Source organism: Marinobacter bryozoorum (assembly GCF_023156245.1).
In the GTDB taxonomy this organism is placed as follows: domain Bacteria; phylum Pseudomonadota; class Gammaproteobacteria; order Pseudomonadales; family Oleiphilaceae; genus Marinobacter; species Marinobacter bryozoorum.
On record NZ_JAKZAH010000038.1, the window covers coordinates 12309 to 35196 of the forward strand.

At 56.5% G+C, this 22888-nt stretch carries 33 protein-coding genes and 1 pseudogene; 33 read left to right on the plus strand and 1 reads right to left on the minus strand.

The window, feature by feature from the left end; all coding sequences use genetic code 11:
- Positions 1-6: 6 nt before the first annotated feature.
- From rpoC to rplQ, 33 genes are all read left to right on the plus strand, one after another.
- Positions 7-4221: a DNA-directed RNA polymerase subunit beta' gene (gene rpoC, locus MLC59_RS16205; RefSeq protein WP_248236458.1), complete on the plus strand. Its 4215-nt coding sequence runs from the start codon at positions 7-9 to the stop codon at positions 4219-4221.
- 166 nt (positions 4222-4387) lie between these two features.
- Positions 4388-4762: a 30S ribosomal protein S12 gene (rpsL, locus tag MLC59_RS16210; protein ID WP_091855124.1), complete on the plus strand. Its 375-nt coding sequence runs from the start codon at positions 4388-4390 to the stop codon at positions 4760-4762.
- Positions 4763-4875: 113 nt separating this feature from the next.
- Positions 4876-5346 (plus strand): 30S ribosomal protein S7, encoded by a 471-nt coding sequence (gene rpsG, locus MLC59_RS16215; protein WP_248236459.1) that lies wholly within the window; start codon positions 4876-4878, stop codon positions 5344-5346.
- A gap of 18 nt (positions 5347-5364) precedes the next feature.
- A complete protein-coding gene (gene fusA, locus MLC59_RS16220) occupies positions 5365-7470 on the plus strand; it encodes an elongation factor G (RefSeq protein WP_248236465.1) in 2106 nt (701 codons plus the stop codon).
- Between the two features lie 35 nt (positions 7471-7505).
- Positions 7506-8702, plus strand: a complete 1197-nt coding sequence (gene tuf, locus MLC59_RS16225) for an elongation factor Tu (RefSeq protein ID WP_248236437.1) — start codon at positions 7506-7508, stop codon at positions 8700-8702.
- Between the two features lie 184 nt (positions 8703-8886).
- Positions 8887-9198 (plus strand): 30S ribosomal protein S10, encoded by a 312-nt coding sequence (gene rpsJ / locus MLC59_RS16230; protein WP_004580743.1) that lies wholly within the window; start codon positions 8887-8889, stop codon positions 9196-9198.
- A 76-nt stretch (positions 9199-9274) separates the two neighbouring features.
- Positions 9275-9913: a 50S ribosomal protein L3 gene (gene rplC / locus MLC59_RS16235; RefSeq protein WP_248236466.1), complete on the plus strand. Its 639-nt coding sequence runs from the start codon at positions 9275-9277 to the stop codon at positions 9911-9913.
- A gap of 11 nt (positions 9914-9924) precedes the next feature.
- Complete coding sequence (gene rplD, locus MLC59_RS16240) at positions 9925-10530, plus strand: 50S ribosomal protein L4 (RefSeq protein WP_248236467.1); 606 nt, start codon at positions 9925-9927, stop codon at positions 10528-10530.
- Complete coding sequence (gene rplW / locus MLC59_RS16245) at positions 10527-10820, plus strand: 50S ribosomal protein L23 (protein ID WP_248236468.1); 294 nt, start codon at positions 10527-10529, stop codon at positions 10818-10820. Before rplD ends, rplW begins: the two co-directional genes overlap by 4 nt.
- Positions 10821-10837: 17 nt before the next feature.
- Complete coding sequence (gene rplB / locus MLC59_RS16250) at positions 10838-11665, plus strand: 50S ribosomal protein L2 (RefSeq protein WP_248236469.1); 828 nt, start codon at positions 10838-10840, stop codon at positions 11663-11665.
- Positions 11666-11688: 23 nt separating this feature from the next.
- Positions 11689-11964: a 30S ribosomal protein S19 gene (gene rpsS, locus MLC59_RS16255; RefSeq protein WP_091854875.1), complete on the plus strand. Its 276-nt coding sequence runs from the start codon at positions 11689-11691 to the stop codon at positions 11962-11964.
- Between the two features lie 17 nt (positions 11965-11981).
- The gene (rplV, locus tag MLC59_RS16260; protein ID WP_248236470.1) at positions 11982-12314 is read left to right on the plus strand and encodes a 50S ribosomal protein L22; all 333 of its coding nucleotides are present in this window, start codon (positions 11982-11984) and stop codon (positions 12312-12314) included.
- 11 nt (positions 12315-12325) lie between these two features.
- A complete protein-coding gene (gene rpsC / locus MLC59_RS16265) occupies positions 12326-13009 on the plus strand; it encodes a 30S ribosomal protein S3 (protein ID WP_248236471.1) in 684 nt (227 codons plus the stop codon).
- 12 nt (positions 13010-13021) lie between these two features.
- On the plus strand, positions 13022-13435 hold the full coding sequence (gene rplP / locus MLC59_RS16270; RefSeq protein ID WP_248236472.1) for a 50S ribosomal protein L16: 414 nt from the start codon (positions 13022-13024) through the stop codon (positions 13433-13435).
- On the plus strand, positions 13435-13626 hold the full coding sequence (gene rpmC / locus MLC59_RS16275) for a 50S ribosomal protein L29 (RefSeq protein WP_248236473.1): 192 nt from the start codon (positions 13435-13437) through the stop codon (positions 13624-13626). Before rplP ends, rpmC begins: the two co-directional genes overlap by 1 nt.
- Position 13627: 1 nt before the next feature.
- On the plus strand, positions 13628-13894 hold the full coding sequence (rpsQ, locus tag MLC59_RS16280) for a 30S ribosomal protein S17 (RefSeq protein WP_248236474.1): 267 nt from the start codon (positions 13628-13630) through the stop codon (positions 13892-13894).
- A gap of 18 nt (positions 13895-13912) precedes the next feature.
- Positions 13913-14281 (plus strand): 50S ribosomal protein L14, encoded by a 369-nt coding sequence (gene rplN, locus MLC59_RS16285; RefSeq protein WP_091854882.1) that lies wholly within the window; start codon positions 13913-13915, stop codon positions 14279-14281.
- Positions 14282-14297: 16 nt separating this feature from the next.
- Positions 14298-14618 carry a 50S ribosomal protein L24 gene (rplX, locus tag MLC59_RS16290; protein ID WP_091854883.1) on the plus strand — a complete coding sequence of 107 codons (321 nt, stop codon included), beginning with the start codon at positions 14298-14300 and terminating at the stop codon, positions 14616-14618.
- Positions 14619-14642: 24 nt separating this feature from the next.
- On the plus strand, positions 14643-15173 hold the full coding sequence (gene rplE / locus MLC59_RS16295) for a 50S ribosomal protein L5 (RefSeq protein ID WP_425434112.1): 531 nt from the start codon (positions 14643-14645) through the stop codon (positions 15171-15173).
- Between the two features lie 12 nt (positions 15174-15185).
- Complete coding sequence (rpsN, locus tag MLC59_RS16300; RefSeq protein WP_248236475.1) at positions 15186-15491, plus strand: 30S ribosomal protein S14; 306 nt, start codon at positions 15186-15188, stop codon at positions 15489-15491.
- A gap of 85 nt (positions 15492-15576) precedes the next feature.
- Positions 15577-15969 (plus strand): 30S ribosomal protein S8, encoded by a 393-nt coding sequence (gene rpsH, locus MLC59_RS16305; RefSeq protein WP_248236476.1) that lies wholly within the window; start codon positions 15577-15579, stop codon positions 15967-15969.
- A gap of 9 nt (positions 15970-15978) precedes the next feature.
- Positions 15979-16512, plus strand: a complete 534-nt coding sequence (gene rplF / locus MLC59_RS16310; protein ID WP_248236477.1) for a 50S ribosomal protein L6 — start codon at positions 15979-15981, stop codon at positions 16510-16512.
- A gap of 9 nt (positions 16513-16521) precedes the next feature.
- Positions 16522-16869: a 50S ribosomal protein L18 gene (gene rplR, locus MLC59_RS16315; protein WP_091854893.1), complete on the plus strand. Its 348-nt coding sequence runs from the start codon at positions 16522-16524 to the stop codon at positions 16867-16869.
- 12 nt (positions 16870-16881) lie between these two features.
- Positions 16882-17382 carry a 30S ribosomal protein S5 gene (rpsE, locus tag MLC59_RS16320; RefSeq protein WP_248236478.1) on the plus strand — a complete coding sequence of 167 codons (501 nt, stop codon included), beginning with the start codon at positions 16882-16884 and terminating at the stop codon, positions 17380-17382.
- Positions 17383-17386: 4 nt separating this feature from the next.
- Positions 17387-17572, plus strand: coding sequence for a 50S ribosomal protein L30 (gene rpmD, locus MLC59_RS16325; RefSeq protein ID WP_248236479.1), 186 nt, complete (start codon positions 17387-17389; stop codon positions 17570-17572).
- Between the two features lies 1 nt (position 17573).
- Complete coding sequence (rplO, locus tag MLC59_RS16330) at positions 17574-18008, plus strand: 50S ribosomal protein L15 (protein ID WP_248236480.1); 435 nt, start codon at positions 17574-17576, stop codon at positions 18006-18008.
- Positions 18009-18025: 17 nt separating this feature from the next.
- The gene (gene secY / locus MLC59_RS16335; RefSeq protein ID WP_248236481.1) at positions 18026-19345 is read left to right on the plus strand and encodes a preprotein translocase subunit SecY; all 1320 of its coding nucleotides are present in this window, start codon (positions 18026-18028) and stop codon (positions 19343-19345) included.
- Positions 19346-19377: 32 nt separating this feature from the next.
- On the plus strand, positions 19378-19491 hold the full coding sequence (gene rpmJ, locus MLC59_RS16340; RefSeq protein WP_004580765.1) for a 50S ribosomal protein L36: 114 nt from the start codon (positions 19378-19380) through the stop codon (positions 19489-19491).
- A 138-nt stretch (positions 19492-19629) separates the two neighbouring features.
- Positions 19630-19986: a 30S ribosomal protein S13 gene (gene rpsM / locus MLC59_RS16345; protein WP_248236482.1), complete on the plus strand. Its 357-nt coding sequence runs from the start codon at positions 19630-19632 to the stop codon at positions 19984-19986.
- A 14-nt stretch (positions 19987-20000) separates the two neighbouring features.
- Positions 20001-20390 carry a 30S ribosomal protein S11 gene (rpsK, locus tag MLC59_RS16350; RefSeq protein ID WP_007153992.1) on the plus strand — a complete coding sequence of 130 codons (390 nt, stop codon included), beginning with the start codon at positions 20001-20003 and terminating at the stop codon, positions 20388-20390.
- A gap of 15 nt (positions 20391-20405) precedes the next feature.
- Positions 20406-21026, plus strand: coding sequence for a 30S ribosomal protein S4 (rpsD, locus tag MLC59_RS16355; RefSeq protein WP_248236483.1), 621 nt, complete (start codon positions 20406-20408; stop codon positions 21024-21026).
- A gap of 34 nt (positions 21027-21060) precedes the next feature.
- On the plus strand, positions 21061-22065 hold the full coding sequence (locus MLC59_RS16360) for a DNA-directed RNA polymerase subunit alpha (RefSeq protein ID WP_248236484.1): 1005 nt from the start codon (positions 21061-21063) through the stop codon (positions 22063-22065).
- A gap of 37 nt (positions 22066-22102) precedes the next feature.
- Complete coding sequence (gene rplQ / locus MLC59_RS16365; RefSeq protein WP_091854922.1) at positions 22103-22498, plus strand: 50S ribosomal protein L17; 396 nt, start codon at positions 22103-22105, stop codon at positions 22496-22498.
- Positions 22499-22555: 57 nt separating this feature from the next.
- On the opposite strand, the pseudogene MLC59_RS16370 reads toward rplQ, so the two are convergent.
- Positions 22556-22888, minus strand: a pseudogene (locus MLC59_RS16370) (hypothetical protein); the annotation flags it as partial.

Here is a 22888-nt window from a genome sequence, read left to right on the forward strand (position 1 = left end):
TTACTGATGAAAGATTTGCTGAATCTTCTCAAGAGCCAGAACCAGAGCAAGGAATTTGACGCCATCCGAATCGGGCTGGCGTCGCCTGACATGATCCGTTCCTGGTCCTTCGGGGAAGTAAAGAAACCCGAGACGATCAACTACCGGACCTTCAAGCCGGAACGCGACGGTCTGTTCTGTGCCAAGATTTTTGGTCCGATCAAGGACTACGAGTGCCTGTGCGGAAAATACAAGCGCCTGAAGCACCGCGGTGTGATTTGTGAAAAGTGTGGTGTCGAGGTTGCCCTGGCCAGTGTTCGCCGTGAGCGCATGGGCCATATTGAACTCGCGAGCCCGGTCGCTCATATCTGGTTCCTGAAATCACTGCCGTCCCGTATCGGCATGATGCTGGACATGACCCTGCGTGACATCGAACGGGTTCTGTATTTCGAGTCCTTTATCGTGATCGACCCGGGCATGACCACCCTCGAGCGTGGCCAGCTGCTCAACGATGAGCAGTACTATGAGGCCCTCGAAGAGTTCGGTGACGAGTTCGACGCACGCATGGGTGCCGAAGCCGTCAAGATGCTACTTGAGGACATTGATCTGCAGCGGGAAGTTGACCAGCTGCGGGAAGAAATCCCGCAGACCAACTCCGAGACCAAGATCAAGAAGTTTACCAAGCGGCTGAAGATCCTCGAGGCGTTCCTGTACTCCGGTAACCGACCGGGCGACATGGTGATGACCGTGCTGCCGGTACTGCCGCCGGACCTGCGTCCGCTGGTACCGCTGGACGGTGGCCGGTTTGCCACCTCTGACCTGAACGATCTGTATCGCCGGGTGATCAACCGGAACAACCGTCTCAAGCGCCTGCTGGAGCTGAATGCTCCCGATATCATCGTGCGCAACGAAAAACGCATGCTGCAGGAAGCGGTAGACGCACTGCTGGATAACGGTCGTCGTGGCCGTGCCATCACCGGCACCAACAAGCGTCCGCTGAAATCCCTCGCCGATATGATCAAGGGTAAGCAGGGCCGTTTCCGTCAGAACCTGCTGGGTAAGCGTGTCGACTACTCCGGTCGTTCTGTGATCGTGGTTGGTCCGTACCTGCGTCTGCACCAGTGTGGCCTGCCGAAGAAGATGGCGCTGGAGCTGTTCAAGCCGTTCATTTTCTCCAAGCTGGAACACCGCGGCCTGGCCACTACCATCAAGGCGGCCAAGAAAATGGTCGAGCGTGAGGAAGGCGTGGTCTGGGATATCCTGGACGAAGTCATCCGCGAGCATCCGATCCTTCTTAACCGTGCGCCGACACTGCACCGTCTCGGTATCCAGGCGTTCGAGCCGGTACTGATCGAAGGCAAGGCGATCCAGCTGCACCCGCTGGTATGCGCGGCCTACAACGCCGACTTCGACGGTGACCAGATGGCGGTCCACGTACCGCTGACCCTCGAGGCACAGCTGGAAGCCCGTGCGTTGATGATGTCTACCAACAACGTGCTGTCTCCGGCCAACGGCGAACCGATCATCGTACCGTCCCAGGACGTGGTTCTGGGTCTTTACTACATGACCCGCGAGCGCAAGAACGCCCTCGGCGAAGGCCGTGTCTTTGCCGATGTAAAGGAAGTTCACCGTGCCTACGGCGCCGGCGCTGTTGACCTGCAGGCCAAGATCAAGGTCCGGGTCAAGGAAGTGACCTACGACGAGAACGAGGAACTCAAGACCGAGCACGTGATCGTGGATACTGTCGTGGGCCGTGCGCTGTTGTTTGACATTGTCCCGGACGGCCTGTCTTTTGAGGTCGTCAATAAGCCGATGACCAAGAAGGCGATCTCCAACCTGATCAACACCTGCTACCGGGTGGCTGGTCTGAAGGACACCGTCATCTTCGCCGACCAGCTGATGTACATGGGCTTCCATTACGCCACCGTGTCCGGTACCTCTATCGGCTTCAACGACTTCGAGATTCCTCCGGAGAAGTACGAGCTGGTCGATGCGGCCACCGACGAAGTGAAGGAAATCGAATCCCAGTACTCCTCGGGCCTGCTGACTCAGGGCGAGAAGTACAACAAGGTTATCGATATCTGGTCCCGTGCCAACGACAAGGTCTCCAAGGCAATGATGGACCGCCTCTCCCAGGAGCAGGTGGTCGACGCTGAGGGTAACCCGGTCTTCGGCGAAGACGGTGAGCCGGTCATGCAGGAGTCTTTTAACTCCGTCTACATGATGGCGGATTCCGGTGCCCGGGGCTCCCCCGCCCAGATTCGTCAGCTTGCTGGTATGCGTGGTCTGATGGCGAAGCCGGATGGCTCGATCATCGAGACGCCGATCACCGCGAACTTCCGTGAGGGCCTGAACGTACTGCAGTACTTCATCTCCACCCACGGCGCCCGTAAGGGTCTGGCGGATACCGCCCTGAAGACCGCGAACTCAGGTTACCTGACCCGTCGCCTGGTCGACGTATCCCAGGACCTGGTGGTAACCGATGCTGACTGTGGCACCGAGGAAGGCCTGCTGATGACGCCGCACATCGAAGGTGGCGACGTGGTTGTGCCCCTGGGTGATCGCGTACTGGGTCGGGTAACCGCCCGGGATGTCTATACGCCTACCGACAAGGAAAACGCGGTAGTTCCAGCCGGTACCTTGCTGGATGAAAAGACTATCGAGAACATCGAGCGTGCCGGTGTTGACGAGGTGTGGGTTCGCTCTGCCATTACCTGTGAAGCACGCCATGGTGTGTGTGCCAACTGTTACGGTCGGGACCTGGCCCGTGGTCACCTGGTTAACGTGGGTGAAGCTGTCGGTGTTATCGCCGCCCAGTCCATCGGTGAGCCAGGTACCCAGCTGACCATGCGTACCTTCCACATTGGTGGTGCCGCGAGCCGGGCTTCCGCTGTGGATAACATCCAGGTTAAGCACGGTGGTCAGATCCGCCTGCACAACATGAAATCCATCGAGAAGACCGATGGCAACCTGGTTGTGGTATCCCGTTCATCTGCCCTGGCCGTCGCCGACGAGCAGGGGCGTGAGCGTGAATGGTACAAGTTGCCCTACGGTGCGATGCTGTCCGTCAAGCACGGCGACCAGGTCGAAGCCGGTGCAGTGGTGGCCAAGTGGGATCCGCATACTCACCCGATCATCGCCGAAGGCGTTGGTAAGGCGAAGTTTGCCGGTATGGACCAGGGCATTACGGTTCGAACCCAGACCGATGAGCTGACGGGCCTGTCGACTATCCAGGTGATTGATCCGAAGGATCGCCCTGCAGCGGGCAAAGACCTGCGACCGGCTATCGAAGTGGTCGACGAAAAGGGTGAGGGAGTCATCCTTCCTGGCGGTTCCCCGGCCCACTACTTCCTGCCCGCCGATGCGCTGGTGACCCTGGCCGACGGGGCCAATGTGGAAGTGGGGGACGTGGTTGCCCGTATCCCGCAGGAAAGTTCAAAGACCCGGGATATCACCGGTGGTCTGCCGCGAGTCGCTGACCTGTTCGAGGCCCGCCGCCCGAAAGAGCCGTCAATCCTGGCGGAGATTACGGGCACCGTTTCCTTCGGTAAGGAAACCAAGGGCAAGAAACGCCTGGTGATCACGCCAAGAGATGACGATCCATACGAGGTTCTGATTCCCAAGTGGCGCCAGCTCAACGTGTTCGAGGGTGAGACCGTGGAAAAGGGTGAGGTCATCTCTGATGGTCCGTCCAACCCCCACGACATCCTGCGCCTGCTGGGTGTGGTAGAGCTGGCCAAGTACATCACTAACGAAATCCAGGACGTTTACCGTCTGCAGGGTGTTGTCATCAACGATAAACACATCGAGGTGATCGTTCGTCAGATGCTGCGCAAGGTTGAAATCACCGATCCGGGTGAAACCACCCTGCTGGCCGGTGACCAGGTGGAATACCACCAGTTCCTGGATGAGAACGAAAAGGCGATTGCCGCTGACAAGCAGCCCGCTCGGGGTGAGCGTCAGCTGCTGGGTATCACCAAGGCGTCCCTGGCAACCGAGTCGTTCATTTCTGCGGCTTCGTTCCAGGAAACCACTCGCGTACTTACTGAGGGTGCCGTTACCGGCAAGCGCGACTTCCTGCGCGGCCTGAAGGAGAACGTCGTAGTGGGTCGCCTGATTCCGGCGGGTACCGGCCTTGCCTACCATAACGAGCGTCGCCGCAAGCGTGACCTCGAAGAACAGGGTGTGACCGCAGAGGATGTGGTCGAAGCCCTCAGCGCCGAGCTGAACCGGGAGGGGTAACTTCCGGCGGCGCAGCCCCCCGGGAACTACGGATCCCGGGGTGGTTAAAAAGGCATCAGTCATCTTGACTGACCCGGGACGCGGGCTTACACTTGCGTCCCTTAATTTTTACCCCCGTTTATCGGGGGTAAGTTTCATTGGAATGGTTTTTTTGGAGTTTGCTTACATGGCAACGATCAACCAGTTGGTACGTAAGCCTCGTAAACGCAAGGTAGCCAAGAGCGACGTTCCCGCGCTCCAGGCATGCCCTCAGCGTCGTGGCGTATGCACTCGTGTATACACCACTACACCGAAGAAGCCGAACTCTGCACTGCGTAAGGTGTGCCGTGTTCGTCTGACTAACGGTTACGAGGTTTCCTCATACATTGGCGGTGAAGGTCACAACCTTCAGGAGCACAGCGTTGTGCTTATCCGTGGCGGTCGTGTAAAAGACCTCCCGGGTGTGCGCTACCACACTGTTCGCGGAACGCTGGACACCCAGGGTGTACAGAACCGTAAGCAGGGTCGCTCCAAGTACGGTACTAAACGACCCAAGTCCTGATGTCCCTGATGGGTGTCTTTTATCGTCCCTGTGAACGATAAGAGTAAGGCTGAGTAGTCTGTTGGCTATCTCAGGGGTTCCTGAAGACCTTAATTTTTAAGAAGGGCTTATCGATGCCTAGAAGAAGAGTTGCAGCAAAACGGGAGATTATCCCGGATCCGAAATTCGGCAGTGCACGCCTGGCCAAGTTTATCAACCACGTCATGGAAAGTGGTAAGAAGGCCGTTGCTGAGCGCATTGTTTACGGCGCGCTCGATATCGTTGCCGAAAAATCCAAGGAAGAGCCGATCGAAATGTTCGAGAAGGCCCTGGAAAACATCCAGCCGATGGTCGAGGTCAAATCCCGTCGTGTGGGTGGTGCTACCTACCAGGTGCCTGTAGAAGTACGGCCTTCCCGTCAGAACGCGCTGGCCATGCGCTGGCTCGTAGAATTTTCCCGGAAGCGTGGTGAGAAGTCCATGGCTCAGCGTCTGGCAGGTGAAATCCTGGACGCCGCTGACAGCAAGGGCTCCGCTGTTAAGAAGCGTGAAGACGTTCACCGCATGGCAGAAGCCAACAAGGCGTTCTCCCACTTCCGTTTCTAAACAGCCGAGGTTTATACAGTGGCACGTAAGACTCCTATCAAACGTTACAGAAACATCGGTATCTGTGCGCACGTTGACGCGGGTAAAACCACGACCACCGAGCGTATCCTTTACTATACCGGTCGTAGCCACAAGATGGGCGAGACCCATGATGGCGCGTCTACCACTGACTGGATGGCCCAGGAGCAGGAGCGGGGTATCACCATCACCTCCGCGGCTGTTACCACCTTCTGGCAGGGTATGGACAAGCAGTACGATGAGCACCGCATCAACATCATCGACACCCCGGGACACGTTGACTTCACCATCGAAGTTGAGCGTTCCCTGCGTGTTCTGGACGGTGCCATGGTGGTGTTCTGTGGTTCTTCAGGTGTAGAGCCCCAGTCTGAGACCGTATGGCGTCAGGCCAACAAGTATGAAGTTCCCCGCATGGTGTTCGTCAACAAGATGGACCGTGCCGGTGCTAACTTCATGCGTGTTGTAGAGCAAATCCGTGCGCGTCTGGGCGCTACCTGTGTGCCTATCCAGCTGCCGATCGGGGCAGAGGACGAGTTCGCAGGCGTAATTGACCTGCTTCGCATGAAGGCCATCTACTGGAACGATGCCGACCAGGGCATGACCTACGAGCTCAAGGACATTCCCGAGTCCATGCAGGCGGAAGCCGAGAAAGCCCGTGAAGAAATGATCGAGGCGGCGGCAGAAGCGAACGAAGAGTTCATGGAGAAGTACCTGGAAGGTGAAGAGCTCACCTACGACGAAATCAAGGCCGGTCTCCGTCAGCGCACCATCGCCAACGAGATCGTTCTCGCGACCTGCGGCTCTGCCTTCAAGAACAAGGGTGTTCAGGCGGCGCTGGACGTCGTGGTCGAGTTCCTCCCGGCTCCGGACGAAGTCAAGGCCATTCGTGGTGAGGTTGACGACGAAGGTACTGAAGAGGTCCGTGAGGCGGACGACGACGCACCGTTTGCGGCGCTGGCTTTCAAGATCGCGACGGATCCGTTCGTGGGTACCCTGACCTTCTTCCGTGTCTACTCCGGTAAGCTGGAAAGCGGTAATGCCGTTTACAACTCCGTCAAGCAGAAGAAAGAGCGTGTGGGCCGGATGGTTCAGATGCACGCCAACGACCGGGAAGAAATCAAGGAAGTGCTTGCAGGTGATATCGCCGCGGCCATCGGCCTGAAGAACGTCACCACCGGTGACACGCTGTGCGACGAGAACCACAAGATCGTCCTCGAGCGGATGGAGTTCCCCGAGCCGGTTATCTCTGTAGCGGTCGAGCCCAAGTCGAAGGCTGACCAGGAGAAGATGGGTGTGGCGCTGGGCAAGCTGGCCCAGGAAGATCCGTCATTCCGTGTCCGCACCGACGAAGAGTCCGGTCAGACCATTATCTCCGGCATGGGTGAGCTTCACCTGGACATCATCGTTGACCGCATGAAGCGCGAGTTCAAGGTTGAGGCCAATATCGGTAAGCCCCAGGTGGCCTACCGTGAGCGTATCCGCAAGCCCGTGGACGTTGAAGGCAAGTTTGTTCGTCAGTCCGGTGGTCGCGGTCAGTACGGTCACGTCAAGATCAAGCTTGAGCCGCTGCCTCTGGACGAGGAAGATGGCGAAAACTTTATCTTCGTGAACGAGATCGTTGGTGGTGTGGTTCCCAAGGAATACATCCCGGCGGTTCAGCAGGGTATCGAAGAGCAGATGCAGAACGGCTGTATTGCCGGCTATCCGCTGCTTCGCATCAAGGCAACCCTGTACGACGGCTCCTTCCACGAAGTGGACTCCAACGAGATGGCGTTCAAGGTAGCGGGTTCCATGGCCATGAAGAAAGGCGCACTGGAAGCGGATCCTGCCCTGCTCGAGCCCATCATGAAGGTGGAAGTTATAACGCCCGAAGACTACATGGGTGACGTTGTTGGTGACCTTAACCGTCGTCGCGGTGTGATTCAGGGTATGGATGATGGTCCTGCCGGCAAGGTTATCCGTGCCGAGGTTCCGTTGTCGGAGATGTTCGGTTACGCCACTGATCTGCGTTCTGCGACACAGGGTCGGGCGTCATATGCAATGGAGTTTGCCGGTTATTCCGAGGCTCCCTCGAACATTGCCGAAGCGATCATTAATAAGGGTTGATTCCCAGGTCTTAAGAAACAGGAAGAGGTGTAACCGTGTCTAAAGAGAAATTTGAACGTAGTAAGCCGCACCTGAACGTGGGCACCATTGGTCACGTTGACCATGGTAAGACCACGCTGACAGCGGCTCTGACCCGTGTATGTCACGAGGTGTGGGGTACCGGTACAGCCAGTGCATTCGACCAGATCGATAACGCACCGGAAGAGAAGGCTCGTGGTATTACCATCGCGACTTCCCACGTTGAGTACGACTCCCCGACCCGTCACTACGCGCACGTAGACTGCCCGGGCCACGCTGACTATGTGAAGAACATGATCACTGGTGCAGCACAGATGGACGGCGCTATCCTGGTTTGCTCCGCTGCTGACGGCCCCATGCCGCAGACCCGTGAGCACATCCTGCTGTCCCGCCAGGTTGGCGTTCCTTACATTGTCGTGTTCCTGAACAAGGCCGACATGGTCGACGACGAAGAGCTGCTTGAGCTGGTCGAGATGGAGGTTCGCGAACTGCTGAGCCAGTACGACTTCCCGGGCGACGACACTCCGATCATCACTGGTTCCGCGCTGATGGCGCTGGAAGGCAAGGATGACAACGAGATGGGCACTACCGCTGTTAAGAAGCTGGTAGAGGCGCTGGACGACTACATCCCGGAGCCGGAGCGTGCGATCGATCAGCCGTTCCTGATGCCGATCGAGGACGTCTTCTCCATCTCTGGTCGTGGTACTGTTGTTACCGGTCGTGTTGAGCGCGGTATCGTCAAGACTGGCGATGAAGTTGAAATCGTTGGTATCAAGGACACGGTCAAGACTGTTGTCACTGGTGTCGAGATGTTCCGCAAGCTGCTCGACGAAGGTCGTGCTGGTGAGAACATCGGTGCGCTGCTGCGTGGTACCAAGCGTGACGACGTGGAGCGTGGCCAGGTACTGTGTGTTCCGGGCTCCATCAAGCCGCACACCAAGTTTGAGTGTGAAGTGTACGTTCTGAGCAAGGATGAGGGTGGTCGTCATACCCCGTTCTTCAAGGGCTACCGTCCTCAGTTCTACTTCCGTACCACTGACGTAACTGGCTCCTGTGAGCTGCCGGAAGGCGTTGAGATGGTAATGCCGGGTGACAACGTTAAGATGTCTGTTACCCTGATCGCTCCGATCGCCATGGAAGATGGCCTGCGCTTCGCGATTCGCGAAGGTGGCCGTACCGTTGGTGCCGGCGTGGTTTCCAAGATCATCGAGTAAGTAATCCGGTGATCCGGAAAAGGGGCTGCAACGCAGCCCCTTTTTCTGTTCCGCACATGCGCATGACCAGCACGGTTAGGCAGGTTTCCCCCTGCTTGACACTGCTGGGTATTATGCATACAATGCGGCTCCTTTTTTTGAAGGTCGGCTAACAGTAGCTGCTACGAGTGGAGTTTGGTGCATCATGCAAAGCCAAAAGATTCGAATCCGGTTGAAGGCGTTTGATTATCGCCTCATCGACCAGTCCACGCAGGAGATCGTCGATACCGCCAAGCGGACCGGCGCCCAGGTGCGTGGACCTATCCCTCTGCCGACGCGGAAGGAAAAGTACACCGTTCTGATTTCCCCGCACGTCAACAAAGACGCGCGTGATCAGTACGAAATTCGTACGCATAAGCGTTTGCTCGACATTGTCGAGCCGACGGAAAAGACAGTAGATGCTTTGATGAAGCTTGATCTGGCAGCGGGTGTAGACGTTCAGATCAGCCTCGGCTAATACCGCCTGGTATTGGTCAGTGTAACTGTCCTAAGGCCATAGAGGGTGCGAGCCCCGTACACTTAAGAGGTGAAACATGGCAATTGGTGTAGTCGGTCGCAAGGCCGGTATGACCCGTATTTTTACGGAAGACGGGCAGTCAGTGCCCGTAACGGTAATCGAGGTTGAAGCCAACCGCATTACCCAGCTGAAAACTCTCGAAAGCGATGGCTATCGTGCAGTCCAGGTGACTGTCGGTAATCGTCGTCCCTCCCGGGTTTCCAAGGCGCAGGCTGGTCACTACGCGAAAGCGGGTGTCGAGGCCGGACGTGGTCTGTGGGAATTCCGCCTGGCCGACGGTGAAGGTGATGACCTTCAGGCTGGTGGCGAAATCACCGTTTCCGTTTTTGAGGACGGCCAGATTGTCGACGCTATTGGTCAGTCAAAAGGTAAGGGCTTCCAGGGCGGTGTTAAGCGCTGGAATTTCTCCATGCAGGATGCCACCCATGGTAACTCCCTGTCCCACCGTGCTCCGGGCTCTATCGGTCAGAACCAGACGCCGGGCAAGGTATTCAAGGGCAAGAAGATGGCTGGCCAGATGGGCAACAAGCAGGTGACCACCCAGAACCTTGAAGTGGTCCGTGTTGATGCCGAGCGCAATCTGCTGCTGGTCCGTGGTGCTGTTCCCGGTGCAACCGGCGGCAACGTGATCATCAAGCCTGCAGTTAAAGCCTGAGGAGCGGTGCGATGGAATTGACAATTACTGGTAGCGGCAAGGGTGTTTCGGTATCCGATGCTGCTTTCGCCAAAGAGTTCAACGAGTCTCTGGTCCACCAGGTCGTTACTGCCTACATGGCAGGCGCTCGTCAGGGTACCAAGGCTCAGAAAACCCGTTCTGAAGTCAGCGGCGGCGGTAAGAAGCCCTGGCGTCAGAAAGGCACCGGTCGTGCGCGTGCCGGAACCATCCGCAGCCCGATCTGGCGCTCCGGTGGTGTAACCTTTGCTGCCAAGCCGCGTGGCTTCGAGCAAAAGGTTAACCGCAAGATGTACCGCGCCGCGATGCAGTCCATTTTTTCCGAGCTGGTTCGTCAAGAGCGGCTGGTCGTGGTTGACGACATCAACGTCGACAGCCCCAAGACCAAGGCGTTCAGCGAAAAGCTGAAGGATCTGGGCGTGAGCAATGCCCTGATTCTTGCCGAGAATGTAGAGCAGAACCTTCATCTGGCGTCCCGTAACATCCCGCACGTAGACGTGCGTGACGTTGCAGGCCTTGATCCGGTAAGCCTGGTTGCCTTTGAGAAGGTTGTCGTTACCGTTCCGGCTCTTAAGAAGATCGAGGAGATGCTGGGATGAATCAGGAACGTATCTACAAGGTTCTTCTGGGACCGCACGTATCAGAAAAAGCCTCTCTGGTGGCGGAAAGCAATCAGGTTGTTTTCCGTGTGGCTCCCGATGCCACCAAGCCGGAGATCAAGAAAGCCGTTGAGCAACTGTTCAACGTCACCGTCGAAGGTGTTCAGGTTCTGAACCGTAAGGGTAAGCTCAAGCGTACCGTTCGCGGCTTCGGCAAGCGTGCTGACATTCGTAAGGCTTATGTGAAGCTTGCGGAAGGTCAGGACATCGATTTTCTGGATGTGGAATAAGGTAAAGGGGTCGTAATATGCCGATCGTCAAAACCAAGCCAACATCTGCCGGACGCCGTCACGTTGTAAAGCTTTACAACCCGGATCTCCACAAGGGGCGCCCTTACGAGCCGTTGGTAGAATCGAAGAGTAAGTCGGGTGGTCGCAACCATTTTGGTCGCATCACTACCCGTCACGTTGGTGGTGGCCACAAGCAGCACTACCGCGTTATTGATTTCAAGCGGACCAAAGATGGTATCCCGGCGGTCATCGAGCGCCTGGAATACGATCCGAACCGCTCTGCGCACATCGCACTGCTGAAGTATGCCGATGGCGAGCGTCGCTACATCATCGCTCCCAAGGGTATGCAGATCGGCGATCCTGTGCGCTCCGGTATCGACGCACCGATCAAGGTGGGCTCCACGCTGCCGCTCCGGAACATTCCGGTCGGTTCCGTGATCCACTGCGTCGAACTCAAGCCTGGCAAAGGTGCCCAGCTGGCTCGCTCTGCGGGCGCATCCGTACAGCTGGTTGCAAGGGAAGGGGCTTATGCCACTATCCGCCTGCGCTCAGGTGAAATGCGTAAGGTGCTTGTAGATTGCCGTGCAACGCTGGGCGAAGTGTCCAACAGCGAGCACAGTCTCAAGCAGCTTGGTAAAGCGGGTGCATCACGTTGGCGCGGCAAACGGCCAACAGTACGTGGTGTTGCTATGAACCCAGTTGACCACCCGCATGGTGGTGGTGAAGGGCGTACCTCTGGCGGGCGTCACCCGGTTACTCCGTGGGGTGTTCCGACCAAAGGGCATAAGACTCGTAAGAACAAGCGTACTGACAAGATGATAGTACGTCGTCGTTCGGCCAAGTAAACGACTACATAGAGGTAATTGCTGTGCCACGTTCTTTGAAGAAAGGTCCTTTTATAGACCTGCATCTGTTGAAGAAGGTCGAGACAGCTCTGGAAGCGAATGACAAGCGGCCGATCAAGACCTGGTCCCGTCGTTCCACGATCTTTCCGGAGTTCGTCGGTCTGACCATTGCAGTCCACAACGGCAAGCAACACGTGCCCGTGTATGTGACCGAAGACATGGTCGGTCACAAACTGGGCGAGTTCGCGGCAACGCGGACTTACCGTGGTCATGCAGCCGACAAGAAAGCTAAACGCTGATTGTGAGGGGAAACGAAATGGAAGTAGCAGCCAAGTACAAGGGCGCTCGCCTCTCTGCTCAGAAAGCACGTCTTGTCGCTGACCAGGTACGCGGCAAGGCCGTTGAGGACGCCCTGAATATTTTGACTTTCAGCCCGAAGAAGGCATCGGTGATCATCAAGAAAGCTCTTGAGTCCGCCATTGCCAACGCTGAGCATAACGAAGGTCTGGACGTAGATGATCTGCGGGTATCCACCATCATGGTAGATGAAGGTCCGACGCTCAAGCGGATTAAAGCTCGAGCCAAGGGGCGCGCTGACCGGATTTTGAAGCGCACCTGTCATATCACCGTCAAGGTCGCCGACAAGTAGGAGATGCTCAGATGGGTCATAAAGTAAATCCAACCGGTATCCGGCTTGGTGTTGTCAAAGAGCACAACTCCGTCTGGTATGCCGAGAAGAAGGACTACGCGAACAAGCTGCTGAATGATATTCAGGTTCGCGGGTTCCTGGAAAAGCGCCTTGAAAAGGCGTCAGTCAGCAAGATCGTGATCGAGCGCCCTGCTCAGAACGCCCGTATCACGATCCATACCGCCCGTCCCGGTATTGTTATCGGTAAGAAGGGTGAAGATGTTGACCGTCTGCGTCGCGAAGTGAGCGAGCTGATGGGCGTGCCTGTGCACATCAACATCGAGGAAGTCCGCAAGCCGGATCTGGACGCCAAGCTGGTAGCGCAGAATGTCGCTGGTCAGCTGGAGCGTCGGGTGATGTTCCGCCGTGCCATGAAGCGTGCCGTGCAAAACGCCATGCGTCAGGGTGCCAAGGGCATCAAGATCCAGGTTGGTGGTCGTCTCGGGGGTGCCGAAATTGCCCGTTCCGAGTGGTACCGTGAAGGTCGCGTTCCGTTGCACACCCTGCGTGCAGACATTGATTACGCCACCTACGAAGCGAAGACCACTTACGGCATCATCGGCGTAAAGGTATGGATCTTCAAGGGTGAGATTCTTGGCGGTATGGACGAGGTTCATGCCAACAAGAATGCCTCTCGCAAGAAAGGTTCCAAGTAAAGGGGCACTCGTATGCTGCAGCCAAAACGCACCAAATTCCGAAAGGTAATGAAAGGCCGTAACACCGGTCTGGCTCAACGCGCTAACAAGGTGAGCTTCGGTGAATACGGATTGAAGGCGACGACTCGTGGACGTATAACGGCACGCCAGATTGAGGCAGCCCGTCGTACCATGACGCGTCGGATCAAGCGGGGTGGAAAGATCTGGATCCGGATCTTCCCGGACAAGCCGATTTCCAGCAAGCCGCTTGAAGTTCGTATGGGTAAAGGTAAGGGTTCTGTCGAGTACTGGGTAGCGGAGATCCAGCCAGGTCGTATGTTGTACGAGATGGAAGGGGTTCCCGAAGAAGTGGCACGTGATGCGTTCACTCTCGCTGCTGCCAAACTGCCCGTTCAGACCACCTTTGTAACGAGGACGGTGATGTGATGAAAGCAACAGAGCTGCGTGAGAAGTCAGTCGACGAGCTGAACAAAGAGCTGATCGACCTCCTGAAGGAGCAGTTCAACCTGCGTATGCGCAAGGCGACAGGTCAGCTGAATCAGAGTCACCTTCTCGTCAAGGTGAAGCGCGACATTGCTCGTGTGAAAACGGTAATGAATGAAAAGGCAGGACAGTAACATGACTGAAGCTACCAAAACTGCCAGAACCCTTAACGGCAAGGTCGTGAGCAACAAGATGGACAAGTCCATCGTTGTTCTGGTGGAGCGTCAGGTGAAGCACCCGCTTTACGGCAAGTACGTAAAGCGCTCCACCAAGATCCAGGCTCATGACGAACAGAATCAGTGCAATATCGGTGATCTGGTAACCATCCAGGAAACCCGCCCCATCTCGAAGAACAAGAGTTGGGCTCTGGTTGAAGTCACCGTTCGCGCTTCCAAGGTGTAATTCGCCCGGAGAACAACCATGATTCAGACTCAAACCATGCTTGAAGTCGCTGATAACAGCGGCGCGCGTCAAGTGCAGTGCATCAAGGTCCTGGGCGGCTCACACCGGCGTTATGCAAGGGTCGGGGATATCATCAAGGTAACCGTCAAGGAAGCCATTCCCCGCGGTAAAGTGAAGAAGGGCCAGGTCCTCAATGCTGTTGTTGTTCGCACCCGTAAGGGTGTCCGTCGTCCGGACGGATCTCTGATCCGCTTTGATGGCAACGCAGCAGTACTTCTTAATAACCAGGACGCGCCGATCGGAACCCGTATCTTCGGGCCGGTTACCCGCGAACTGCGTAATGAGAAGTTCATGAAAATTATCTCACTGGCACCCGAAGTACTGTAAGGACTAGAGGCCGGTTATGAAAAAGATCAAACGAGATGACGAAGTCATCGTGACCACGGGTAAAGACAAGGGCAAGCGCGGCAAGGTCCTGAAAGTTCAGGACGACGGTCGGCTGGTAGTGTCTGGCATCAATATGATGAAAAAGCACACCAAGCCGAACCCGATGCTCGGCACCCCGGGTGGCATCGTCGAGAAAGAAGCGCCTATCCAGGCTTCCAACGTGGCAATTTTTAATCCGCAGACCGGCAAGGCCGATCGCGTAGGCTTCCAGATCAAGGAAGACGGCGCCAAGGTGCGGATCTTCAAGTCCACGAACGAAGCTGTCGATAACCAGTAAGGGGTGGTGGTTACGATGCTTAATATGAAAGAGCAGTACAGTCAGGAAGTGGTACCCGCCCTGCAGAAGGAGTTCAGCTACAAGAACGTCATGCAGGTGCCGCGTATCGAGAAAATCACCCTGAACATGGGTGTTGGCGAAGCGGTTGGTGACAAGAAGCTGATCGAAAACGCCGTTGCAGATCTGGAGCGTCTGGCAGGCCAGAAGGTTGTTGTGACCAAGGCCCGTAAGTCTGTCGCTGGCTTCAAGATTCGTGAAGGTTGGCCCATCGGTTGTAAGGTGACCCTGCGCGGTGAGCGTATGTGGGACTTCTTCGATCGCCTGGTGCACATTGCCATTCCCCGCGTGCGGGACTTCCGGGGCCTGAACCCCAAGTCCTTCGACGGCCGTGGCAACTACAGCATGGGTGTTCGTGAGCAGATCATCTTCCCTGAGATCGAGTACGATCGAGTAGACAAGATCCGGGGTCTGGATATCACCATCACCACGACCGCTGAAACCGATGATGAAGGCCGCGAACTGTTGAAAGCCTTTGGCTTTCCGTTCAAGAAATAAGGAACGAGTGACATGGCAAAGGTTTCCATGAAGAACCGTGAGCAAAAGCGCGAACAGACGGTGCAGAAATACGCCGCCAAGCGTGCCGAGCTCAAGGCGATTATCAAGAACCCGAATACCAGCGACGATGAGCGCTGGGAGGCTCAGATGAAGCTGCAACAGCTTCCTCGTGATGCGAGCCCCTCACGCCTTCGCAATCGTTGCCAGGTGACTGGTCGTCCTCACGGCGTCCTGCGCAAGTTCGAACTGTCACGGATTAAACTCCGTGAGTACGGCATGCGTGGCGATGTTCCGGGCCTGACCAAGTCAAGCTGGTAAGTGTCACCGCGATTCGTCGCGGTGATCGTTGGTAAGCGGTGCGGCAAGCCGCTGCACAACTAAAAAGATCAGGAGCCTCATACCAATGAGTATGCAAGACACGCTTGCGGATATGTTTACCCGTATCCGTAATGCACAGATGGCACAGAAGGCCGATGTGGCCATGCCATCTTCCAAAATGAAGATCTCGGTAGCCCAGGTCCTCAAGGACGAAGGCTACGTAGAGGATTTTTCCGTCTCAGCTGATGCCAAGCCGGAACTGACCATCACCCTCAGATACTTCGGTGGCAAGCCGGTTATTGAGGAAATCAAGCGAGTCAGTCGCCCCAGCCTGCGCCAGTACAAAGGCTCTGGTGAGCTGCCCAAGGTGTCAGGTGGTCTCGGGGTTGCTATCGTGTCAACGTCCCGGGGCGTTATGACAGACCGCGCTGCGCGCGCTGCCGGCGTCGGTGGCGAAGTCATCTGCACCGTATTCTAGGAGAAAGACATGTCCAGGGTTGCCAATAATCCTGTCGTGCTGCCTTCCGGTGTTGAGGTTAAGCTGAACGGACAGGACATTAACGTAAAGGGCTCCAAGGGAGCACTTGATTTCACCATTCACCGCGCGGTGGAAGTTACCCAGGAAGAAAATATCCTGCGGTTTGCTCCCCGTGATGGTGCCAAACAGTCCCGCGCTCTTGCTGGAACAACCCGCGCACTGGTTAACAATATGGTTACCGGTGTGTCTTCCGGGTTCGAGCGCAGGCTCAACCTGACCGGTGTTGGTTACCGTGCGCAGGCACAGGGCAAGAAGGTCAACCTCACGCTGGGCTTCTCCCATCCGGTTGAGTACGAACTGCCCGAGGGGGTCACCGCTGAAACTCCGTCTAACACGGAGATTGTTATCCGCGGGATCGATAAGCAACAGGTTGGCCACGTCGCTGCTGAAATCCGCGCGTTCCGTCCGCCCGAGCCTTATAAGGGCAAGGGTGTTCGTTACTCGGATGAGCAGGTAAGACGCAAAGAAGCCAAGAAGAAATAAGGCGGGACTATGAGCGCGAATACTGAAAGATTGCGTCGCGCACGTAAGGTGCGCATGAAAATCCGTAAGCTGGGCACTGACCGCCTCTGTGTACATCGTACACCGCGGCACATGTACGCCCAGATCACCACCGCTGACGGCAGCAAGGTTATCGCTTCTGCCTCGACGCTGGACAAGGACCTGCGTCAGGGTGCTACGGGTAATGTGGAAGCAGCCAAGAAGGTTGGTCAGCTGATTGCTGAGCGTGCCAAGGCTGCTGGTGTCGAAAAGGTCGCTTTTGACCGGTCCGGCTACCGTTACCATGGCCGCGTTCAGGCCCTGGCCGACGCCGCCCGTGAAGCTGGCTTGCAATTCTAAGAGGTGGAGAAGATGAGCGTTAACGAACAGAAGGCGCCTGAGCTCCAGGAAAAGCTGGTTCAGGTCAACCGCGTAGCCAAGGTGGTTAAGGGCGGTCGCATCTTTGCCTTCACTGCACTGACAGTGGTGGGTGATGGTAAAGGTCGTGTCGGTTTTGGTCGTGGCAAGGCCCGGGAAGTCCCGGTAGCCATTCAGAAGGCCATGGAAGCTGCGCGCAAAAACATGGTGGACGTCGCTCTGGACGGCACCACTCTGCAGTATCCGGTCAAGGCACAGCATGGCGGCTCCCGGGTCTTCATGCAGCCGGCCTCCGAAGGTACCGGTGTTATCGCCGGTGGCGCGATGCGTGCCGTACTGGAAGTAGCCGGTGTGCAGAACGTACTGTCCAAGTGTTACGGGTCTACCAACCCGGTCAACGTGGTACGTTCTACCATCAAGGGTCTCCAGGCAATGAAAGCGCCTGAAGATGTTGCAGCCAAGCGCGGCAAGACCGTGGAAGATATTCTGGGTTGAAGTCATGGCGAACAAGACAATCAAGGTTACACTGACCCGCAGCCCGATCAGCTGCAAGCCCAAGCACAAACTGAGTGTCAAGGGCCTGGGTCTTCGTAAAATCGGTCATACTGTGGAGCTGGAAGATACACCTTCCATCCGCGGTATGATTAACCAGGTTTACTATCTGGTACGGGTTGAGGAGAACTAAGATGCGTTTGAACGAACTTAGTCCGGAACCGGGCTCACGCCCTTCCGCCAAGCGCGTTGGTCGTGGTATTGGTAGCGGCCTGGGTAAGACCGGTGGCCGTGGTCACAAAGGTCTCAAGGCCCGTTCCGGTGGCTCCGTTGCTCCCGGTTTCGAGGGTGGTCAGCAGCCGCTGGCCCGTCGTCTGCCAAAGTTTGGTTTCACCTCGCGTCAGCAGCGTTACGTGGCGGAAATTCGCCTCAACGAGCTGGCCAAGGTTGAAGGTGACGTTGCCGACCTGGATGCCCTGAAGAAAGCAGACGTGATCCGTGAAGAAATCCGCGCAGCGCGGGTAATTCTTTCCGGTGAGCTGAGCCGTCCGGTAACTGTGAAGGGTCTGAAGGTTACCAAGGGCGCTCGTGAGGCAATTACTGCCGCGGGTGGCAAAGTCGAAGAATAAGGCGAGTCGAGGACTGCATGGCCAAGACATCATCAATGCCTGCGGGCGCAGGGAAGGGACTCGGGGAGCTGCGCTCGCGGCTCTGGTTCGTAGTCCTGGCGCTACTGATCTATCGGATCGGTGCCCATATCCCGGTTCCCGGAATCAATCCGGATCGCCTGGCAGCGCTGTTTGACCAGAATCAGGGAACGATCCTGAGTCTGTTCAACATGTTTTCCGGTGGTGCGCTTGAGCGGATGAGTATCTTCGCCCTCGGTATCATGCCCTACATTTCGGCGTCCATCATCATGCAGTTGATGACGGCGGTGAGCCCCAAGCTTGAGCAGCTCAAGAAAGAGGGCGAATCCGGACGTCGGAAGATCAGCCAGTACACGCGGTATGGTACCGTTGTGCTGGCCCTGGTTCAGGGCATGGGCATCTCCATGGGGCTTGCGTCCCAGGGAGTAACCTTCAATGACAGCTTCAGCTTCCACTTCGTGGCCGTCGTCTCCTTTGTGAGTGGTGCGGTATTCATGATGTGGCTGGGTGAGCAGATCACCGAGCGTGGTATCGGTAACGGTATCTCGCTGTTGATCTTCGCCGGTATCGTTGCCGGGTTGCCTGGTGCCATCGGCCAGACTCTTGAGCAGGCTCGGAACGGTGAGATGAGCCTGCTTGTTGTCCTTGGTATCGGTATACTTGCGGTAGCCGTAGTTGGCTTCGTGGTCTTCATGGAGCGTGGCCAGCGCAGGCTGACCATTAACTATGCCAAGCGGCAGCAAGGGCGCCGGGTTTTTGCCCAGCAGTCCAGCCATTTACCATTAAAGGTAAACATGGCGGGGGTGATTCCGCCGATCTTTGCCTCCTCGATCCTGTTGTTCCCTGCCTCCCTGGGGCAGTGGTTCGGTCAGGGCGAGGGTATGGAGTGGCTGAGTTCGCTTTCCCAGGCGCTGGCGCCAAGCCAGCCTCTGTACATCATCCTGTTCGCAGCGGCAGTGGTTTTCTTCTGCTTCTTCTATACGGCGCTGATGTATAACCCGAAGGAAGTGGCCGATAACCTGAAGCGGTCGGGTGCCTTTATTCCGGGCATTCGCCCAGGTGAGCAGACCGCCAAGTATATCGACGGGGTCCTGACTCGTTTGACCCTGTTCGGTGCAATGTATATCGCAGCGGTGTCCCTGTTCCCGCAGTTTCTGATGGTGGCAGGAAATGTTCCGTTCTATCTGGGCGGTACGTCGCTGCTGATTGTGGTAGTCGTGGTAATGGATTTCATGGCCCAGGTGCAGTCTCACCTGATGTCCCATCAGTATGAGTCACTGATGAAGAAGTCCAACCTCAAGGGCTATGGCCGGGGCTGATTGTTCAGCCCCACTGAAATCTGGAGTCGACAATGAAAGTACGCGCTTCGGTAAAGAAAATTTGCCGTAATTGCAAAGTAATTCGTCGCAATGGCTCAGTCCGGGTCATTTGCACGGAGCCTCGTCACAAGCAGCGTCAGGGTTGATTCGGTCTGAATCACACTGGCCCTGGTTTGGGCTTGACTGATAGCGCTTGACTCCGAAGGGGGTCAAGCGCTATTATTTCGCGCCCTTTTTGTGGCGGAAAATTCACACAGCAAAGCTTTGAACGCGGAGTAATCTGGATGGCACGTATAGCCGGTGTCAATATACCCGACAACAAACATGCTGTTATCTCGCTGACCTATATCTTTGGTGTTGGCAAGACGGCAGCTCAGAAGCTTTGCGATGCAGCAGGTATCCAGCAGGATATCAAGATCAAGGACCTGTCCGACGATCAGCTCGAGACCCTTCGTACCGAAGTGGGCAAGCTGAGCGTGGAAGGCGATCTGCGTCGTGAAGTTCAGATGAACATCAAGCGTTTGAAGGATCTCGGTTGCCACCGTGGTCTGCGCCATCGTCACGGCCTTCCGGTTCGTGGCCAGCGCACCAAGACCAACGCGCGCACCCGTAAAGGTCCTCGCAAACCGATCCGAAAGTAAGCAGGTAGGCAAACATGGCAAAGCCAGGTACACGTACCCGTAAAAAGGTGAAAAAGACGGTTGTTGATGGCGTCGCGCATATTCACGCGTCCTTCAACAACACTATCGTGACCATTTCTGACCGTCAGGGCAACGTCCTGTCCTGGGCCACCTCTGGTGGTTCCGGTTTCCGTGGGTCGCGCAAGAGCACACCTTTTGCTGCGCAGGTAGCAGCTGAAAGAGCCGGTAATGCGGCTGCTGAATACGGCCTTAAAAACCTGGACGTAGAGGTTAAGGGTCCCGGGCCCGGGCGTGAATCTGCAGTTCGTGCGCTGAACGCGTGCGGCTACAAGATCACTAACATTACTGATGTGACGCCGATTCCCCATAACGGCTGTCGTCCGCCCAAGAAGCGCCGCGTTTAAAGGAGACAGTGAGATATGGCACGTTACATAGGTCCAAAATGTAAGCTGTCTCGCCGTGAGGGGACAGATCTATTTCTGAAAAGCGGTGTTCGTGCACTGGATTCCAAGTGCAACATCGAAACACCCCCGGGCATGCACGGCGCACGTCGTAGCCGTCTGTCCGAATATGGCGTACAGCTCCGTGAGAAACAAAAGGTTCGTCGTATCTACGGCGTACTGGAGAAGCAGTTCCGGAATTACTATAAGGAAGCAGCCCGCATCAAGGGTGCGACCGGTGAGAACCTGCTGCAACTGCTTGAAGGCCGTCTCGACAACGTGGTTTACCGCATGGGCTTCGGCTCAACCCGTGCTGAAGCACGTCAGCTGGTATCCCACAAGGCGGTTCTGGTTAACGACAAGCCGGTGAACATCCCTTCTTACCAGGTTCGCCCCGGCGATGTGGTGAGCATCCGTGAAAAGGCCAAGAACCAGCTGCGTGTTAAAGGCGCCCTGGAACTGGCTGCAAGTCGCGCCCCGGTTGAATGGGTCGAGGTTGACGCCAACAAGATGACCGGCACCTTCAAGGCGGTACCTGAGCGTACCGAATTGTCGTCGGACATCAACGAGAACCTCATCGTCGAGCTTTACTCCAAGTAAAGTCCATTAGCAACGAGAGCAGATAGGGGCGTCTATGCAGCGTTCAGTACATGAGTTATTGACACCTCGTACCATTGACGTAAAGGAGCTGAGCACCACTCGCGCCAAGGTCACCCTGGAGCCGCTCGAGCGTGGCTTTGGGCATACCCTGGGCAGTGCCCTGCGCCGGATCCTTTTGTCCTCAATGCCTGGCTGCGCCATCACTGAGGCGCAGATCGACGGTGTTCTGCACGAGTACAGTGCAATTGAGGGTGTTCAGGAAGACGTCATCGAGATTCTCCTGAATCTCAAGGGCGTTGCCGTCAAGATGGGCGGGCGTGACGAAGCTGAGGTTAGCCTCAGCAAGAAAGGCCCGGGTGTTGTGACCGCCGGCGATATCGCGCTGGATCACGACGTTGAAGTGACCAACCCGGACCATGTGATCTGTCACCTGAGTGAAAAGGGTGAACTGAACATGCGTCTGAAGGTCGTTCGCGGACGTGGTTACGAGCCTGCCGATCAGCGTGGCCTCGACGAAGACGAGACCCGTGCTATCGGACGCCTGCAGCTGGACGCGACCTTCAGTCCGGTGCGTCGTGTTGCCTACGCGGTTGAAAGTGCCCGTGTTGAGCAGCGCACAGACCTGGACAAGTTGGTTATTGACCTGGAAACCAACGGTACCATTGACCCCGAAGAAGCGATTCGTCGGGCCGCTACCGTACTCCAGCAGCAGCTGGCCGTCTTTGTCGATTTCGATCACGAGAAAGAGCCGGAGAACGTAGAGGAAGAGGAAGAAATCGATCCGATTCTGCTGCGTCCGGTTGATGATCTGGAACTGACGGTCCGTTCAGCGAACTGCCTCAAAGCAGAGAACATTTACTACATCGGCGATCTTATCCAGCGTACTGAAGTTGAGCTGTTGAAGACGCCTAACCTGGGTAAAAAGTCGCTTACCGAGATCAAGGACGTCCTGGCCTCCCGTGGCCTGTCCCTGGGTATGCGTCTTGACAACTGGCCGCCGGCAAGCCTCCGTGGTGATGACCGGGTTCTGGGCGGTTGATCGCCGTATTGGTAGTTTAAGGTAAGGAATCAGAGCAATGCGTCATCGTAAGAGTGGTCGTAAGTTCAGCAGGACCAGTGCGCATCGCAAGGCCATGTTCCGTAACATGACTGCGTCACTGGTTGAGCACGAGCTGATCAAGACAACGCTCCCGAAAGCCAAAGAGCTTCGCCGGGTAGCCGAGCCGTTGATCACACTGTCCAAAAATGATTCGGTAGCCAATCGTCGCCTGGCGTTTTCACGCCTGCGTGACGATGCAGCCGTCGCCAAGCTGTTTGATGAGCTGGGTCCGCGTTACAGCGAGCGCCCTGGCGGCTATCTCCGTATCCTCAAGTGCGGGTTCCGTGCTGGCGACAATGCCCCGATGGCATTTGTCGAGCTGGTCGGTCGTCCGCTGGATGTGGAAGCCGAAGAGATGGACGACGAAGAATAAGTTCTTCGTGGTTTACCGAAAAAAGCCGGGTACCGAGAGGTACCCGGCTTTTTTCGTTCAGGGGGAGTGAGGCAGTGAAGGTGGCTGGTTTCCGGCTGCGGTCTCCATGAAGTCCAGTACGGCCCGCTGATACTCCGGTAGCATGAAGGTCCCTCCATGGGGCATATCGGTTCGCAGGAAACGCTTGGGTTGCCCTGCGGATTCGTAAAGGGCGAGCCCATGGTGAATCGGGATGATTCCGTCCCGGATGCTGTGAATGACCATTACCGGCACGGGGCTGATATCCTTGATGCGGTCAGTGCCCTCGTATTCATGCGTATTCCAGACCAAGGTTGCCACTGATTCCAGACGAAGCCTGCCACCCATTCCACGCGAAAGCTGCCACTGATT